We start from the raw sequence: 15,006 nt of genomic DNA on the forward strand, positions 1-15,006 counted from the left end.
TGTCCCGGTCGATCGTCGTGGTGGCCTACGGGAAGACCAGCACCGTCGCGCCCTCGACGTCGAGCACCTCGACGGTCTCGCCCGCCGCCCGACGCTCCTCGACCACCGAAACCATCTCAGGGTCGAGCACCACCACCTCGCCGCCCGCATCGAGTTCGATCTCGCCGTTCTCGCGTTTCTGGCGTGCGACTTCGGCAGGATCGGCGGCTTCGAGTGCGCCCACGACCGCGCCGGCCCGGTCGCGGAACTCGGGGCCGATCTCGCTGTGGTCGGGGTCGACCGCCACGGGGGTCATCTCGACGTCGGGCTCGCCCGCGAGCACCTCGACCGGCGCGTTCACCGTCGCGGCGAGGTCGCCGGTGTCGAAGTCGGTGTCGTCGTCGGGGTAGACCTCGACGCGGTCGAGCTCGGCGTTGAGCGCCATCCCGGAGTCCGACTTCCAGGCCCGCACCGCGCTCGCCACCGCCGCGATCCGCTCGCCGCGCGCCTCCGCCGCTTCGTCGCCGTCGTCGAGGTCGGGCCACGCCGCGGCGTGAACGCTACCCGAGGTCCCCGGGAGGTGGCGGTAGGTCTCCTCGGCCAGGAACGGCGAGAACGGCGCGAGCATCCGGATCGAGGCCGAGAGGGTCGTCGCGAGCGTCTCGCGGGCGGCGGCCCCTTCCGCTGGCGTCCCCTCGTAGAGCCGGCCCTTGATCAACTCGACGTAGTCGTCGGCGAGGTCGTGCCAGACGAACTCCCGGAGGGTGCGGAGCGCCCGGTCGAACCGGTAGTCGTCCATGTCGGCCGCGACCTCGTCGGCGACCCGCGCGCACTTCGAGCGGATCCAGCGGTCGGCGTCGGTGTGGGCCGGGTCCGCTTCGTTGGTGTCGTCGAGATGCTGGCTCGCGAAGCGGGTGATGTTCCAGAGCTTCGTGAGGAAGCGCGACGCGCTCGTGACCTCCTTGGGCTGGAACTGGATGTCCGAGCCGGGCTGCCCACCGAGCGCGAGCGCCTGCCGGAAGGCGTCGGCCGAGTGGTCCTCAACGACCGCCGCCGGGCTGACGGAGTTGTCCCGGGACTTGCTCATCTTGTTGCCGTCGGCCCCCAGCACCATCCCGTTGACCAGCGCCTGCTCCCAGGGCTTCTCGCCTTCGAGCGCCGCGGTCCGGAGGATGGTGTAGAAGGCCCACGTCCGGATGATGTCGTGGCCCTGCTCGCGGAGCTGGACCGGTTCGAAGTCGGCCTCGGGCCACCCGGTGATGTAGAGCGGCGAGATGGACGAATCCATCCAGGTGTCCATCACGTCGGTCTCGCCCACCCACGCGTCCGCACCGCAGTCCGGACACGTCTCGTCGGGGGTGTCGCTCGTGGGTTCGACCGGGAGCTCGTCGGGCCCGGCGACGTACCAGTGACCACACTCCTCGCACGACCACGCCGGGATCGGCGTCGCGAAGACGCGCTGGCGACTGATCACCCAGTCCCAGTTCATCCCCTCGGTCCACTCCTCCAATCGACCGTACATGTGTTCGGGGATCCACTCGACCTCGCGGGCCTTCGAGATGATCTCGTCCTGGTCGACGCGGACGAACCACTGTTCCTTCGAGAGGATCTCGATCGGGGTGTCACACCGCCAGCACGCACCCACCGACTGCTCGACCGGCTCCTCGTCCACCAGATAGCCCTCCTTCTGGAGCGCGGTGACGATCCGCTCTTTCGCCGCGTCGAGCTCGAGCCCGCCGAACTCCTCGACGTCCTCGTCGAGCCGGCCGTCCTCCGTGACCACAGGACGAAGGTCGAGGTCGTAGGTCGCCCACCAGTCGACGTCCTGCTTGTCTCCGAAGGTCGAGATCATCACCGCGCCCGTACCGAAGTCGCCGTCGACCTCCTCGTCGGCGATGAGTTCGACCTCCTGGCCGAAGACCGGGATCTCGAACGTCTCACCTACTCTATCGACGTAGCGCTCGTCGTCCGGGCTGACCGCGACCCCGACGACGGCCGGGAGGAGTTCGGGTCGGGTCGTCGCGATCTCGATCGCCTCGCCCTCGACGCCGGGGAAGCGCACCGTCGAGAGCGTCCCCTTCGAGTCGATCGCCTCGACCTCGGCGTCGGCGATCGCGGTCTCGCACCGCGGACACCAGTTCACGGGGTGTTCGTCGCGGTGGACGTAGCCGTCGTCGTGCATCTCGACGAACGAGCGCTGGGTCGTCCCCCAGTACTCCGGATCCATCGTCCGGAACTCCTGGTCCCAGTCCTGGGAGAACCCGAGCTCCCCCATCATCTCCTTCATGCCCGCGATCTGGTCCTCCGTGTGCTCGATACAGAGCTCGCGGAACTCCTCGCGCGGGACCTCCGTCCGGTGGATGTCGTTGTTCTCCTCGACCTTCACTTCGGTCGGCAATCCGTGGCAGTCCCAGCCCTGCGGAAACGAGACGTTCTCGCCGAGCATCCGGTGATATCGGGCGGCGAAATCCATGTAGCTCCACCCGAGCGCGTGCCCGATGTGGAGGTCGCCCGTGGGGTAGGGTGGCGGCGTGTCGATGACGTACTCGGTGTCGGAGCTCTCCGCTTCGTGACGATACAGGTCGGCGTCGGCCCACGCCTCGCGCCACTTGGCTTCGAGGGCGGCCGGGTCGTAGCTCTCAGATAGCTCTGTCATTGGTGGATTTGGATGGTCGCGGCCCGATAATCGTACCGAAAACTCGCGCGGTGGTCAGCGACGTACTACCGACGGGGTCACGCTCATAGCAGGAGTTGGGTTCGTTCGGCGTATAAACGTTCGCGTTCGAGGGATCGAGCCTCGGGTCCCGTCGTCGTACGTAAGTGGTCATCAATCATTACCGTGTGCGACCCCAGTCGATCCCATGAGTACCCTGTTCCGCCTCCTCGTCGCGGCGTTCGTCTGCATCGCGCCGACCGCGCTGTTCCTCGGGCTCTGGCACGGTCTCCAGCGGATGCAGAACGGCGAACTCGTCGAACGTGTCGCCACGAATCAGGGCGTGACCGTCGAGGACCTGATCCCCGGAGCCAACCCCTACGGATCACGCGACCTCGATTCGACCGACCGATACACGATCCCGCCGGACCACGACCGACGGCCGTAGCGGCCGATTCGGAGAGCAGTTCGAGGGCGGACCCCCGGCCGCGGGGATCACAATTCCTACCTTTACCCCCGGTGAGAGGCGACTATGCAACTCGGGGTTATCGGACTCGGGCGGATGGGACGGATCGTCGCCGACCGGGCGCTCGACGCGGGTCACGAGGTCGTCGCCTTCGACGTGGACGCGGAGGCCGTCGCGGCCGTCGCCGACGCGGGGGCCGACCCCGCCGGCTCGCTGGCCGACTTCGTCGAGCAGTTGGGAACCGAAAAGCGGATCTGGTTGATGGTGCCCGCGGGCGACGCCATCGACGCCGCGCTCGCGGACCTCGAACCCCACCTCGACGACGAGGACGTCGTGGTCGACGGCGGCAACTCCCACTTCGAGGATTCGACGCGCCGCGCCGAAACCACTCCCGCAGCCTATCTCGACTGTGGAACCTCGGGCGGACCCGCGAGCGCGGAGGCCGGCTTTTCACTCATGATCGGCGGGCCGGAGTGGGCCTACGACGAACTCACGCCCGTCTTCGACGCGGTGGCTACCGGCCCCGCGGGCCACGCGCGGATGGGGCCCGCCGGGTCGGGCCACTACGTCAAGATGGTCCACAACGGCGTCGAGTACGCGCTGATGGAGGCCTACGGCGAGGGGTTCGAACTCCTCTCGGACGGCCGCTACGACCTCGACCTCGAATCGGTGGCGCGGACCTGGAACAACGGCGCGGTCATCCGGTCGTGGCTGCTCGAACTCTGCGAGGAGGCGTTCGCCGAGGAGGGCTCGGACCTGGGAACCGTCGCCGACCGCGTGGAGGGGGGATCGACGGGGACCTGGACCGTCCAGGAGGCGCTCTCCCAGGAGGTCCCGGTGCCGCTGATCTACACCGCGCTCGCCGAACGGTTCGGCTCGCGCGCCGCGAACGGCCGGTTCGCACGTCGCCTCGCCAACCGGCTTCGGTACGGGTTCGGTCGCCACGAGGTCGCTCGAAGCGAGTAAGCGAGCGAGAGCGACGGGAGCCGAACGGGGAGATGACGACCCGTGAGCCGCACGAGGTCGCTCGAAGCGAGTGAGCGAGCGAGAGCGACGGAAGCCGAACGGTTCGTCGCACCCACCGGCCGTCGAGGTGGGTGATACCAACGTTCATGCCGTCCCCGGCCTCGCTTCCGGTGTGAGCAAGACTGCCGTCGCGACCCCGGCGAACGGGCCGGTCGTGCGCCTCACGGACGTCCGGAAGACCTACGACCTCGGCGGGACCGTCGAGGCGCTCGCCGGCGTCTCGCTCTCGCTGGCCGACGGGTCGTACACCGCGGTGATGGGGCCGAGCGGGTCGGGCAAGAGCACGCTGTTGAACCTCGTGGGGGCGCTCGATACGCCCACCGACGGGACCGTGGAAGTCGCCGGGAACGACCTCGGGGCCGCCACCGACGACGAGCGCGCCGCGATCCGCGGCACCGAGATCGGCTTCGTCTTCCAGACCTTCAACCTCCTCCCCCGCTCCGACGCCGTCGAGAACGTCGCCCTCCCGCTGGTGTTCGCTGGCTGGTCGCGCGAGCGCCGCCACGAGCGCGCGACCGAACTCCTCGACCGCGTCGGCCTCGGCGACCGCCGCCACCACCGCCCGACCCAGCTCTCGGGCGGCCAGCGCCAGCGGGTCGCGATCGCCCGTGCGCTCGCGCCCGACCCCGCCGTCGTGCTCGCCGACGAACCGACCGGCAACGTCGACACCGAGACCGGCGCGGGGGTCATGAACCTCCTCGCGGCGGCGAACGACCGCGGGACGACCATCCTACTCGTGACGCACTCGCGGGAGATCGCCGAGCACGCCGACCGTATCGTCACCGTTCGCGACGGCCGCCGGGAGTCGACCGAGGAACTCGGAGGTCACACGGCGACCGGGGCGCGGGACGCCTGATGGAGGTCGGCGAGACGCTCCGGATGGCGTCGCGGTCGGTGCGGTCGCACAGGCTCCGGTCGGCGCTCACGGTCGTGGGCGTCGTCATCGGGATCGCGTCGGTGGTGACGTTCGCGACGTTCGGCGCGAGCGTGAAGGCCGACATCGTGAGCGACGTGGGCTCGTCGAGCGCCAGCGACGTCTACGCCCTGCCGACGGCCACGGACGACGACGGCGGCTTCGGCGCGGGCGTCGGCCAGCCGGTCTTCACCGCCCACGACGTCGAGCAGTTGCGGGCGATCGAGGGGGCTCGTGCGGCGATCCCGCGCGGCAACGTCCCGGTCTCCGCGCTCCGATTCGGGAACGATTCGGTCTCACGGAGCCAGATCCTCGCTACCACCCCCGAGGCGTTCCCGGCCGATTCGGTCGTCGCGGGGCGGGCGTTCCGGTCGGGGGCCCGGGAGGTCGTGATCAATCAGGCCGCGACCGAGACGTTCGATCGGAACGTTTCGGTGGGCGATAACCTCACGATAACGCTGGCGAACGGCACGCGAAGCCGGGTCGCGGTCGTCGGGGTCGTCAACCGTACCGTCGGGGAGCTCCCGTTCACCTCGTTCACGGGCGGGGCCCGGTTCTACGTCCCGGTCGAGCCCTTCTACCAGCAGACCGTCGAGAGCCCCGCCACGGGAACGAGCCAGCGCGCGTACCCGCAGGTCACGGTGGTCGCGGACCCCGCGCGGATCGACGGGGTTCGCGAACGGGTTCGGACCTACCTCCGCGGACCCTCCGATGCCGCCGAACTCGTCCCCGAGTCGGTCGAGCCGAGCGCCGAGACCAGCGGCGACTTTGTCGACCGGGTGGAGTCGATCATCGACCGCGTCACGCGATTCGTCACCGGGGTCGGGGTGATCGCGCTGGTGGTCGCCGCCGTCGGGATCGCCAACATCATGCTGGTGAGCGTGGCCGAACGGACCCGCGAGATCGGGATCATGAAGGCCGTCGGCGCACGGAACCGCGACGTGATGGCGCTGTTCCTCACCGAGGCCACGCTGCTCGGCATCGTGGGAGCCGTCGTGGGGCTCCCGCTCGGCGTGGCCGTGGCCTACGGCGCGACGCTCTACGCCGAGGTGGCGTTCACCCCGGCCTACGGCTGGTTCGCCATCGCAGTCGCCGTCGGGATCCTGGTGGGGGTCCTCGCCGGGCTCTACCCCGCGTGGCGCGCCGCCCGGATCGATCCCATCGACGCGCTCCGGTACGAGTGAGGCGGGATGATTCGACCGCTCGCCGTGACGAGATGCCGAGATGACCGGGAGAAACGAGCCCCCTATGTGCGATGGGTGACGATCCTCCCGCATGTCTCCGTCATCGAAATCGACCGTCGACCTCCGGGAACTCTACGAGCGAGCGAGGGCAGGTCGGTACGGCTTCTTCGCGAGCAACGTCACCCAGTTCGACGTCCTCGTCGGGTTGCTCGACGGGAGCGCCGCCGCCGACGCCGACCTCGTCGTCCAGGCGAGCCGCGAGGAGGCGGCCTTCTTCGGTGGCGGTGACCCCACGGTTGGGCTGGAGGTCCTCGGTGCAGCCCTCGACTCGCTCGCCGACCGATACGGTATCGAGGCGTTCTGCAACGTCGACCACGTTCACCTCCCCGAGGAGCAGTCGTTCCTCGAGACCTGCCTCGACTCGGACGTCCCCGATTCGGTGATGGTCGACGCCTCCGACCGGCCGTTCGAGGAGAACGTCGAACTGACTGCGGAAACCGTCGAGCGGGCCGACGACGACGTGCTCGTCGAGGCCGAACTCGGTCGCATCGCGGGCGTCGAGGGCAGCACCGAGACGGCCGCCGACGAGGCCTTCTACACCGACCCCGGGACCGCCGTCGAGTTCGTCGAACGAACCGGATGCGACCTGCTCGCGGTCTCGATCGGCACCCAGCACGGCGTCGCGTCCGACCGCGACCTCGACGTTCGACCGGACCTCGCCGTGGCGATCGACGAGGCCCTCGTCGAGGCGGGGGAAGAGACCTTTCTCGTCGTGCACGGGGCCTCCGGCCTCGCCGACGAGCGGATCGAGGCGTTGCTCGACGCCGGGGTCTGCAAGTTCAACAAGAACACCCGCTACCAGTACGAGTTCGCCCGAACCGCCGCCGACTTCTACCACGACCACGCTGACGCCATCCGCCCGCCCGAGGGCGTTCCCGACGACCGCTCGAACTTCTTCGCCGGGAGCGACTGGTCGCCGGAGAAGGCGTCCTTCCACCCACACGTCGTCTCGAACGCCGCTCGCAACCGGATCGCGACGGTGATGAGCGAGCTCTGTGAGGTGACGGGCAACGCCGGCGAGACGATGGCCTCGGGGCGATGACCGAGGGCGATCCCGTCCTGATCGGGGTCGATGCCGGCCTGACCAACGTCACGGTGACGGCGTTCGACGGAACCGGCGACGACCTCGCGACCGCTTCCGAACCGACGCCGACGGTCGAGACGCCGCCCGACCGGGACGAACAGGACCACGACCGGCTCTGGGAGACCGTCGGCGAGACGGTCGCGGCGGTAATCGAAGCGCTCGAGGTCACGCCGTCGGCGGTCGCCGCGGTCGGCGTCGCCGGCCACGGCCACGGTCTCTACGGCCTCGACGCGGACGGAACGGCCGTCTGCGGGATCAAGTCGACCGATAGCCGAGCGATCGGAGTCCTCGAAGAACACCGTTCGGACGTGGCCGACGCGGTCGCCGACCGCCTCGGCTGGCAGCCGTTCGGTGCCGACCCGCTGAGCCTGCTCGTCTGGCTCGCCGAGCACGACCCGGCGACGTACGACCGGCTCGATACGGTACTCTTTGCGAAGGACGTGCTCACCCACCGGCTCACCGGCGAGCGGTCGACGGACCCCACGGAGGGGAGCGTCTTCTACGGCCCCGATGCCGAGTACGACAGGGAGGTCTTCGAGCTGCTCGACATCCCGGCGGCCTTCGAGACACTGCCGCCGGTGACTTCGAGCACCGATGCCTGCGGCACGGTGACGAGCGAAGCCGCGGCCCGGACCGGACTCCCCGAGGGAACGCCCGTCGCAACGGGATTCCACGACGTCGCGGCGTGTGCGCTCGGTGCCGGTCTCACCGCACCCGGCGACGGACTCGCGATCCTCGGCACGTGGGGCCAGAGCGTCGCGGTGCTCGACTCGCCGGCGGACGGGAGCGGCGGCCTCCCACGGCGCTACCTCGACGGCTGGATCCGGTACAAGGGACTCAGGGCCGGCGCAGCCTGTGTCGAGTGGTTCACCGAGAACTACGGGGCCGACTGGCATCGGGAGGCCCGCGAACGCGATGTCGACCCACACACGGTATACGAGGAGACGATCGCCGACGTTCCCCCCGGTTCGAACGGGGTCGTCTTCCACCCGTTCCTCAACGGTTCGACGGACGACCCGACCAGTACGGGCGGGTTCTTCGGGCTCCGGATGGACCACACCGCAGCGCAGATGCTCCGGTCGATCTACGAGGGGGTCGCGGTCGCCCAGACCGACGCGCTCTCGGAGCTCGCGCCGGAACTCGACTCGATCCGTCTCACGGGTGGCGGTGCGCGGAGCGACGAGTGGGCGCGGATGTTCGCCGACATCGCCGACCGGCCGGTCACGGTGCCCGCGGAGCGCGAGACCGGGGCGCTCGGGGCGGCGCTGTGCGGTGGCGTCGCCGCCGGCGTCTACCCCGACGCCGAGCGGGCGGTCGCGCGGACCGTCGAACCGGCCCGCCGGTACGAACCGAACCCGGACGTCGAGGCGACCTATCGAACGCTCGAAACGGCGTTCTCGCAGGCCGCCGACGGGATGCGCGCGCCGTGGGAAACGCTCAAGTCGCTTAGGGAGATGTCCCAACACGAAGAATGAACGTGTTGCTCTGCGGTGACCCACAACAGCCGAGCGAGTACATGTACGAGGCGCTCGGCCATCTCGAGGACCGAGGTCTGACGTTCGAGCGGATGGACTGGATGGGCGAGGCCTCCCCCGGCGAGTTCCGAAACGTGACGATGGACATGGAGTCGCTCGGCCCCGGGAGCTACGACACCGACGCCATCGCCGAGCGGCTCGACGGTATCGACGCGCTCGTCGTCCACAAGGCACCGGTCTCCCGCGAACTCATCGAGAGCGGCGAGTCGCTCTCGGTCGTCGGGGCCGCCCGCGGCGGGACGGAGAACGTCGATATCGACGCGGCACACGAGAACGATATCACGGTCTTGCACGCGCCCGGCCGTAATCGCGACGCCGTCGCCGACTACGCGGTGTCGATGCTGCTCTCGCGGGTGCGCGAGATCCCGTTCAACCACGCCGACCTCTCGACTGGCGAGTGGAGCCAGGTGTTCGACCCGGACCGACTCCCCCCGGATATGCGAACCGCGACGGTCGGGATCGTCGGCTTCGGCCACATCGGCCGTGGCGTCGCCCGTCGGCTGGCGGGCTTCGAGACCGAGTGTCTGGTCTACGACCCGTTCGTCGCGGACGAGGAGATCCGGGAAGCCGGCTCCGAACCGGCCGACCTGCCGGACCTGCTCGCCGAGGCCGACGCCGTGACCCTCCACGTCCGACTCTCGGAGGATACGGCTGAGATGATCGGCGAGGAAGAGTTCGCACGGATGAACTCCGAGGCGTTTCTGGTCAACACCGCGCGGGGCGGGTTGGTCGACGAGGACGCGCTCGTCGACGCCCTCGCGGCGGACGAGATCGGCGGCGCGGCGCTCGATGTCTTCCAGCAGGAGCCGCTGCCGGACGACCACCCGCTGCTCGACTTCGAGAACGTCGTCCTGACGCCACACGTCGCCGGCTCGACCCGCGATGCCGTGCTCGGCGGACCGCGGATCATCGCGACGCAGCTCGCGGCCTACCTCGACGACGAGACGCCCGAGCACGTCGTACAGTGAACTGACCGGTGTCGCGGCGACCTAACGGCTCGTCGTTCTCCGCGAATATCGGCTACCAGCGGCTGACTGTCGCCGAGAAGAGCCCCCGGTGCTGCTGACGACCGGGTTCGCCTCTCCGTGGGGTCGAGAACCCACCCACGACGGGCTGAACGGCCCGACTGCGTTTCTCAGTCGACCCTCGCCTCGTCGCCCGCGAGGTCCTCGATTATCTGCATAACTCCTGAATTATCGTCGCGGCCGCGGCCGGTGGTCTCCATCGCCTTGTAGAGTTCGTGGGCCACCGAGGTCTGGGGCATCGGCGAACCGAACGCCTCGCCGGCGTCGGTGGCGATGCGAAGGTCCTTGTACTGATAGGAGGCGAAGAAGCCGGGGTCGAACTGTCCCTGAATCATGTTCGGTGCGCGGTTGTCGAGCGTCCAGCAGCCCGCCGCGCCGCCCGAGATCGCCTCGACGACCGCTTCGAGGTCCGCACCCGCCTGGTGGGCGAAGACCAGCGCCTCGCTCACCCCGACCATCTGGGCGGCGACCACGATCTGATTGCAGGCTTTCGTCGTCTGGCCCGCGCCGTTCGGCCCACAGTGGGTCACGGTGCTGCCCATCACCTCGAAGAGCTCCCGACAGTCCTCGAAGACCGATTCGTCCCCGCCGACCATGATCGAGAGCGTGCCCTCGATCGCGCCCTCCTCGCCACCGGAGATAGGCGCGTCGAGCATCGCGGCTCCCCGCTCGGCGATCGCCTCGGCGAGGTCCTCGGTGACCGTCGGGGAGATGGTCGACATGTCCACGACGACCATCCCCTCTTCCAGCCCGTCGAGCACGCCCTCGTCCCCACGGACGATCTCCTCGACGACCGGCGAGTCGGGGAGACAGGTGATCACGACGTCCGAGCGCTCGGCGACCTCTTTGGGTGAGGTCGCCCCCTCACCGCCGGAGGCTTCGAGCTCCTCGACCGACTCGTCGGAGCGGTTGTGCCCGACGACGTCGTAGCCCGCGTCGAGGAGGTTCTCCGCCATCGGTCCGCCCATGATGCCGAGTCCGACGAATCCGACCGTTTCGGTGGCCATGTCACCCGAATCTCGGGCAGGGGTCAAAACGATGGCGGAGGCGGGGGTCGGAACGATAGCAGAAGTCGAGTACTCAGGTCGCTCCTGATCACGGAGACGAGGCTCGACCACTCTATCGATCGTAGGGTGTATCTCTACCTACACCGCCGAGTGCTATTTCACAGTTCAGTAATCGTCTACTTCGATGATCTCCTTCGTCTCTTTGTGAGTTAGGTCACCATCTCCAGAGACGACGGAAGCAGAGAGTTCACGTCCTACTGCAGCGACGAGAGCATCAACCGCTGTGAGATTCGGTCCCAGGGGACCGATCTCGTCAGCGACCTCCGCCGCGATGACGGCTGTCCGTTGGGAAACTTCGACGATCTCGCCCCACGCAAGCTCTTGGCGTGCTTTCGAGATGTTCGTCTCAGCGTTACTATGCACAGTGCCAAGCAGGTATTCTGTCTAGACTGGTGCTGGAATGATGAACACCTCTTCTTCGTGCTCTTCGAGATACTCCCCAGTTGCATCGACCCCATCCCCGTAGTCGATCAGAAACGAGGTGTCGAGAACCTTCATTCGATATCGCGACTCTCGGCGATACGCTCGATGCGTTCGGCCGACTCTCGCTTTCCCCGATCGCGTACCTCCTGAATGCGCTCCCCTCTATCCGTTCCTTCGAAGGCCCCAAATCCCGCAAAGAGGTCCCGGTCCTCGGTCAGTAGTCGCTCGAGTACGTCGTTGAACGATTCGCCCTCTCGCCGCCGGTTCTCCAATTCGGTTTTCACGACCGAACTGACCCTGATCTGTTCGTCGGCGGTGCTCATATCGCGTTGACATTCGTGTCGACGCGACTTGTCCCTTTGGCTGAGAGGAACTCTACCGTCCGGACTGACTTCGTACGGACGACAACAGGTCAGTGATACTCTCTGTATGAGCACCTAGAAAGGCTGGATACGACGAACGACGAGAGCTAATTCCGGCGTTTCGATTTCGCCTCGCGGACGTCGCTACCGTCCCGGAGCATATCAGGACAATCAGGGCAGACCCGAACGGTATCCATCCCAGTCGGTGCGAACACGCGAACGTACTGCTGAGTGACGAACGCATCGCAGTTGTCGCAATTCGGCATACCCAGTGGTGGCTCGTTCGTCTTACTTGACGGTATCGGGTTCGAGTAGGATAACGACTATCGCTCGGGTATCACGTCGTGTGTTGTGGCGTGCTGGGTGGGTGTACGGGTGGAAGATCCGAGTCGAACGGGTTAGAACCGATCGATGCCGAACGGTTCGAGCACGTCCGGGTCGTCGCCGCACACCGCGCCCGCGACGAGTTTTCCCGAGTACGGTCCGAGCTGGAGACCCGACGGTCCGTGGCCGGTCGCGACGAACGCCCCCTCGACATCCGGCACCGCGCCGAGCACCGGTAGCCCGTCGGCCGAAACCGGGCGAAGACCGACCCGCACCTCCCGGACGGACGCCTCGGCGAGCCCCGGCGCGACCCGCGTCGCCTCGTCGAGCACTTCCTGGAGCCCCGCGACAGTGCTGTGGGGCGCGAACCCCGTCCCGGTCTCGCGGGTCGCGCCGACCGCGACCCGGCCGTCGTCCCACGAGACGAGGTAGTGGCCGCGAAACGGGCTAACGATCGGCCAGTCGGTCGTGTCCGCATCGACGTCGAGGTGGACGATCTGACCGCGCTGGGGTTCGATCGGGATCGAGACCCCCAGTTGGTCGCCGAACGACGCCGACCACGCGCCGCCGGCGACCACGACCCGCTCCGTCTCGATCCGGTCGCCGTCGACGACGACCGCCTCGATCGAGCCCCCATCCACGACGAGCCGTTCCGCGTTCGCGTCCTTCATTTCGAGGCCACGGGCCTCGCTCGCCCGTCGGAGCGCACCCTCGAACCGCCGTCCGTCGACCCGCGCGGCGTCGTCGTAGCGAAACGCGCGCCGGACATCGGCCAGCGGGGGAAACGCCGTCCGGGCTTCCTCGGTCGTGAGTTCGGCCAGCGATCCCTCCCTCGGCGGGCCGGCCGCCGCCTCCCGTTCGCGAACCTCGGCGAGGGTCTCGTCGGACCTGTCGGCCTCGGTCTCGTCGATCGCGACCCGGAGGAGGTCGCGCTCAGCGTAGCCGTGCGGACCGTCTTGGTCGATTTCGAGCGCCGCCACGAGGTCGTCGTAGTAGGCCACCGCCTCGGCGGCGAACCCGAACCACGGCTCGCCGCGCGAACTCGTCGCCGCCGAGAGGATCCCCGCACCGGCGTCGGTCGCCCGGCCCTCGTCCCGACGGTCGACGAGCAGCGTTTCGACCCCATCCTGGGCGAGATGGTACGCCGTCGAGGAGCCGACGATGCCCCCGCCGACCACCACCGCTTCGTAGCGCTCGTGCATACTCCAGGGGTGTGTGGTCGCCGACTCAACGTATCGATCCCGGCGGCTGCTGCCGGTTTTCGCCCGGTCGAGCGGTCTAGATCTCCTGGCCCGAGGTTTGCAGGCGATACATCTATAGGCGGCGAGGGACTCCCTACCATGATGGTTGATGATGGTGTCTGCGGGCGGGATCCCGCCGTTCGCGTCGCCGGGGCGGGGAACGACTCGCGGAGCGACGAACTCCTCGCCGCCGGACGCGACCCCGAGACGGGCGTCGCGGTAGCGGCGGTGGGGTCGACCGGGATCGCCGGTCTCGAACCGCTCATGCTGGCGACGCTCGACGGCGAGACCGCCTTCTTCTCCGAGATGGATACCGACGGCGTTCGAGCACTCGTCGAGGCGCTCGACGAGGGCACGCTGCCGACCGACGACGCGATGGCGGTCGTCGAACACGAGCCCGAGACGGCGTCGCTGCCGCTCCCCGACGAGGGACCGCTCGGGGTCGGCGAGCGGGCCGTGCTAGCGGGCTGTGGCTGGACGGTGCCGACGAGCACTGCCGACTACCGCGACGGGGAGTTCCTCGCGTCCGAAACGACCGCCGACGTAATGGGGCAGCTCCGAGAGGAAGGGCTGCGCGGGCGCGGGCGCGGCGACGTCGCCACCGATACGCCGGTCGTCGAGGAGTGGGAGACCGTGGCCGAAGCCGACGGCGACGCGGTGGTGGTCGTGAACGCCAACGAGGCCGACACCGACGCCGAGGCGGACCGCCTCCTGCTCGAAAGTGCCCCGTTCTCCGTGCTCGACCCGGCGTTCGCCGCCGCCCGCGCGGTGGACGCCACCGACCTCGTGATATACGTCAACGAATCCGAGCGTCTGGCCCGCGAGCGGGCGAAGACGGCGGCGCAAACCCTCGACGAGGCCGTCGACAGGCTTTCGACGCGGATCGTCGCCGGCCCGGACGAGTACAAAGCCGGCGAACCCACGGTCGCCCTCGAAGCCATCGAGGGCAACCACCGGCTCGAATCCCGGCGCACTCCACCCGGCCCCAGTGAGTACGGCGTCGACGGTCGTCCAACGCTGGTCCACACGCCGCGGACGTTCGCCCAAGTCGGGCGCGTTCTCGCTGGCGACGACCTGGGTGGCGTGGCCTCGGACCCCGGAACGCGACTGATCACGGTCACGGGCGACGTCACGTCCCCGGCGACGGTGGAACTCTCGACGGACGACGGCCTCGACTCGGCCCTGTCGGCCGTCGAGGCGGGTGGACGAAGTCTGGCCTGCGTCGGCGGGGTCTTCGGCGGGCTGACGCGCACGCTCGACGTGCCCGCGAACGCGTCCGGGCTGACCGGCGCACAGCTCGGCACCAACGGCGTGGTCGAACTCCTCGGCGAGTCGACCTGCCCGGTGGCGTTCGCGGGCGAACGCGCGAGGTTCGCGAAGGAGGAGAACTGCGGGCGGTGCGTCCCCGGCCGCGAGGGCTCGAACCAGCTTGTGAACCTCCTCCGGGACGTCTACGAGGGCGAGTACAAGGAGGGGATGCTCCGCGAACTCGCCCGGGTGATGCGCGAGACCAGCACCTGTGAACTCGGGCGCGACGCACCCCGACCCGTGACGACCGCGATGGACGGCTTCGGTGCGGAGTTCGCCGCCCACGCCGAGGGCCGCTGTCCGACCGGAGCCTGTGACCGATGACGAGCGACCACGCGACCGACGAGCCGTTCGAT

15 protein-coding genes are annotated in these 15,006 nt (G+C 68.6%); 8 read left to right on the plus strand and 7 right to left on the minus strand.

Annotated features, from left to right (window positions below; all coding sequences use genetic code 11):
- Positions 1-25 precede the first annotated feature (25 nt).
- Positions 26-2,635 (minus strand): valine--tRNA ligase, encoded by a 2,610-nt coding sequence (locus C447_RS11595; RefSeq protein WP_007694074.1) that lies wholly within the window; start codon positions 2,633-2,635, stop codon positions 26-28.
- Positions 2,636-2,840: 205 nt separating this feature from the next.
- On the opposite strand from C447_RS11595, the gene C447_RS11600 reads away from it, so the two are divergent.
- The 7 genes from C447_RS11600 to C447_RS11630 all read left to right on the plus strand — a co-directional run bounded on the left by C447_RS11600 (position 2,841) and on the right by C447_RS11630 (position 9,868).
- Positions 2,841-3,080, plus strand: a complete 240-nt coding sequence (locus tag C447_RS11600; RefSeq protein WP_007694076.1) for a hypothetical protein — start codon at positions 2,841-2,843, stop codon at positions 3,078-3,080.
- A gap of 84 nt (positions 3,081-3,164) precedes the next feature.
- Positions 3,165-4,064, plus strand: coding sequence for a phosphogluconate dehydrogenase (NAD(+)-dependent, decarboxylating) (gene gnd / locus C447_RS11605; RefSeq protein ID WP_007694078.1), 900 nt, complete (start codon positions 3,165-3,167; stop codon positions 4,062-4,064).
- A 172-nt stretch (positions 4,065-4,236) separates the two neighbouring features.
- Positions 4,237-4,980: an ABC transporter ATP-binding protein gene (locus C447_RS11610; RefSeq protein WP_049904478.1), complete on the plus strand. Its 744-nt coding sequence runs from the start codon at positions 4,237-4,239 to the stop codon at positions 4,978-4,980.
- Positions 4,980-6,221, plus strand: coding sequence for an ABC transporter permease (locus C447_RS11615; RefSeq protein ID WP_007694082.1), 1,242 nt, complete (start codon positions 4,980-4,982; stop codon positions 6,219-6,221). Before C447_RS11610 ends, C447_RS11615 begins: the two co-directional genes overlap by 1 nt.
- 91 nt (positions 6,222-6,312) lie before the next feature.
- A complete protein-coding gene (fba, locus tag C447_RS11620; protein ID WP_007694083.1) occupies positions 6,313-7,323 on the plus strand; it encodes a class II fructose-bisphosphate aldolase in 1,011 nt (336 codons plus the stop codon).
- Entirely contained in the window at positions 7,320-8,840 is a 1,521-nt protein-coding gene (locus tag C447_RS11625; RefSeq protein ID WP_007694085.1) for an FGGY-family carbohydrate kinase, read from the plus strand. The genes fba and C447_RS11625 overlap by 4 nt, the downstream gene beginning before the upstream one ends.
- Positions 8,837-9,868 carry a 2-hydroxyacid dehydrogenase gene (locus tag C447_RS11630; protein ID WP_007694088.1) on the plus strand — a complete coding sequence of 344 codons (1,032 nt, stop codon included), beginning with the start codon at positions 8,837-8,839 and terminating at the stop codon, positions 9,866-9,868. The genes C447_RS11625 and C447_RS11630 overlap by 4 nt, the downstream gene beginning before the upstream one ends.
- 167 nt (positions 9,869-10,035) lie before the next feature.
- On the opposite strand, the gene C447_RS11635 is transcribed toward C447_RS11630, so the two are convergent.
- The 6 genes from C447_RS11635 to C447_RS11650 all read right to left on the minus strand — a co-directional run bounded on the left by C447_RS11635 (position 10,036) and on the right by C447_RS11650 (position 13,303).
- Entirely contained in the window at positions 10,036-10,932 is an 897-nt protein-coding gene (locus C447_RS11635) for an NAD(P)-dependent oxidoreductase (RefSeq protein WP_007694090.1), read from the minus strand.
- A 165-nt stretch (positions 10,933-11,097) separates the two neighbouring features.
- Positions 11,098-11,355, minus strand: a complete 258-nt coding sequence (locus C447_RS17690) for a PIN domain-containing protein (RefSeq protein WP_010612122.1) — start codon at positions 11,353-11,355, stop codon at positions 11,098-11,100.
- A gap of 21 nt (positions 11,356-11,376) precedes the next feature.
- Entirely contained in the window at positions 11,377-11,490 is a 114-nt protein-coding gene (locus tag C447_RS18580; protein ID WP_007694092.1) for a PIN domain-containing protein, read from the minus strand.
- Positions 11,487-11,738 (minus strand): antitoxin VapB family protein, encoded by a 252-nt coding sequence (locus C447_RS11645; RefSeq protein ID WP_007694094.1) that lies wholly within the window; start codon positions 11,736-11,738, stop codon positions 11,487-11,489. Before C447_RS11645 ends, C447_RS18580 begins: the two co-directional genes overlap by 4 nt.
- Before the next feature lie 146 nt (positions 11,739-11,884).
- On the minus strand, positions 11,885-12,043 hold the full coding sequence (locus tag C447_RS19045; protein ID WP_449404671.1) for a DUF7563 family protein: 159 nt from the start codon (positions 12,041-12,043) through the stop codon (positions 11,885-11,887).
- Between the two features lie 132 nt (positions 12,044-12,175).
- Complete coding sequence (locus C447_RS11650) at positions 12,176-13,303, minus strand: NAD(P)/FAD-dependent oxidoreductase (protein ID WP_007694096.1); 1,128 nt, start codon at positions 13,301-13,303, stop codon at positions 12,176-12,178.
- A 141-nt stretch (positions 13,304-13,444) separates the two neighbouring features.
- Between C447_RS11650 and C447_RS11655 the strand changes: the two genes are divergently transcribed.
- The gene (locus tag C447_RS11655; RefSeq protein WP_306460009.1) at positions 13,445-14,974 is read left to right on the plus strand and encodes an NADH-ubiquinone oxidoreductase-F iron-sulfur binding region domain-containing protein; all 1,530 of its coding nucleotides are present in this window, start codon (positions 13,445-13,447) and stop codon (positions 14,972-14,974) included.
- Positions 14,975-15,006: the final 32 nt, after the last annotated feature.

Origin of the sequence: Halococcus hamelinensis 100A6 (assembly GCF_000336675.1) — an archaeon.
Taxonomy (GTDB): domain Archaea; phylum Halobacteriota; class Halobacteria; order Halobacteriales; family Halococcaceae; genus Halococcus; species Halococcus hamelinensis.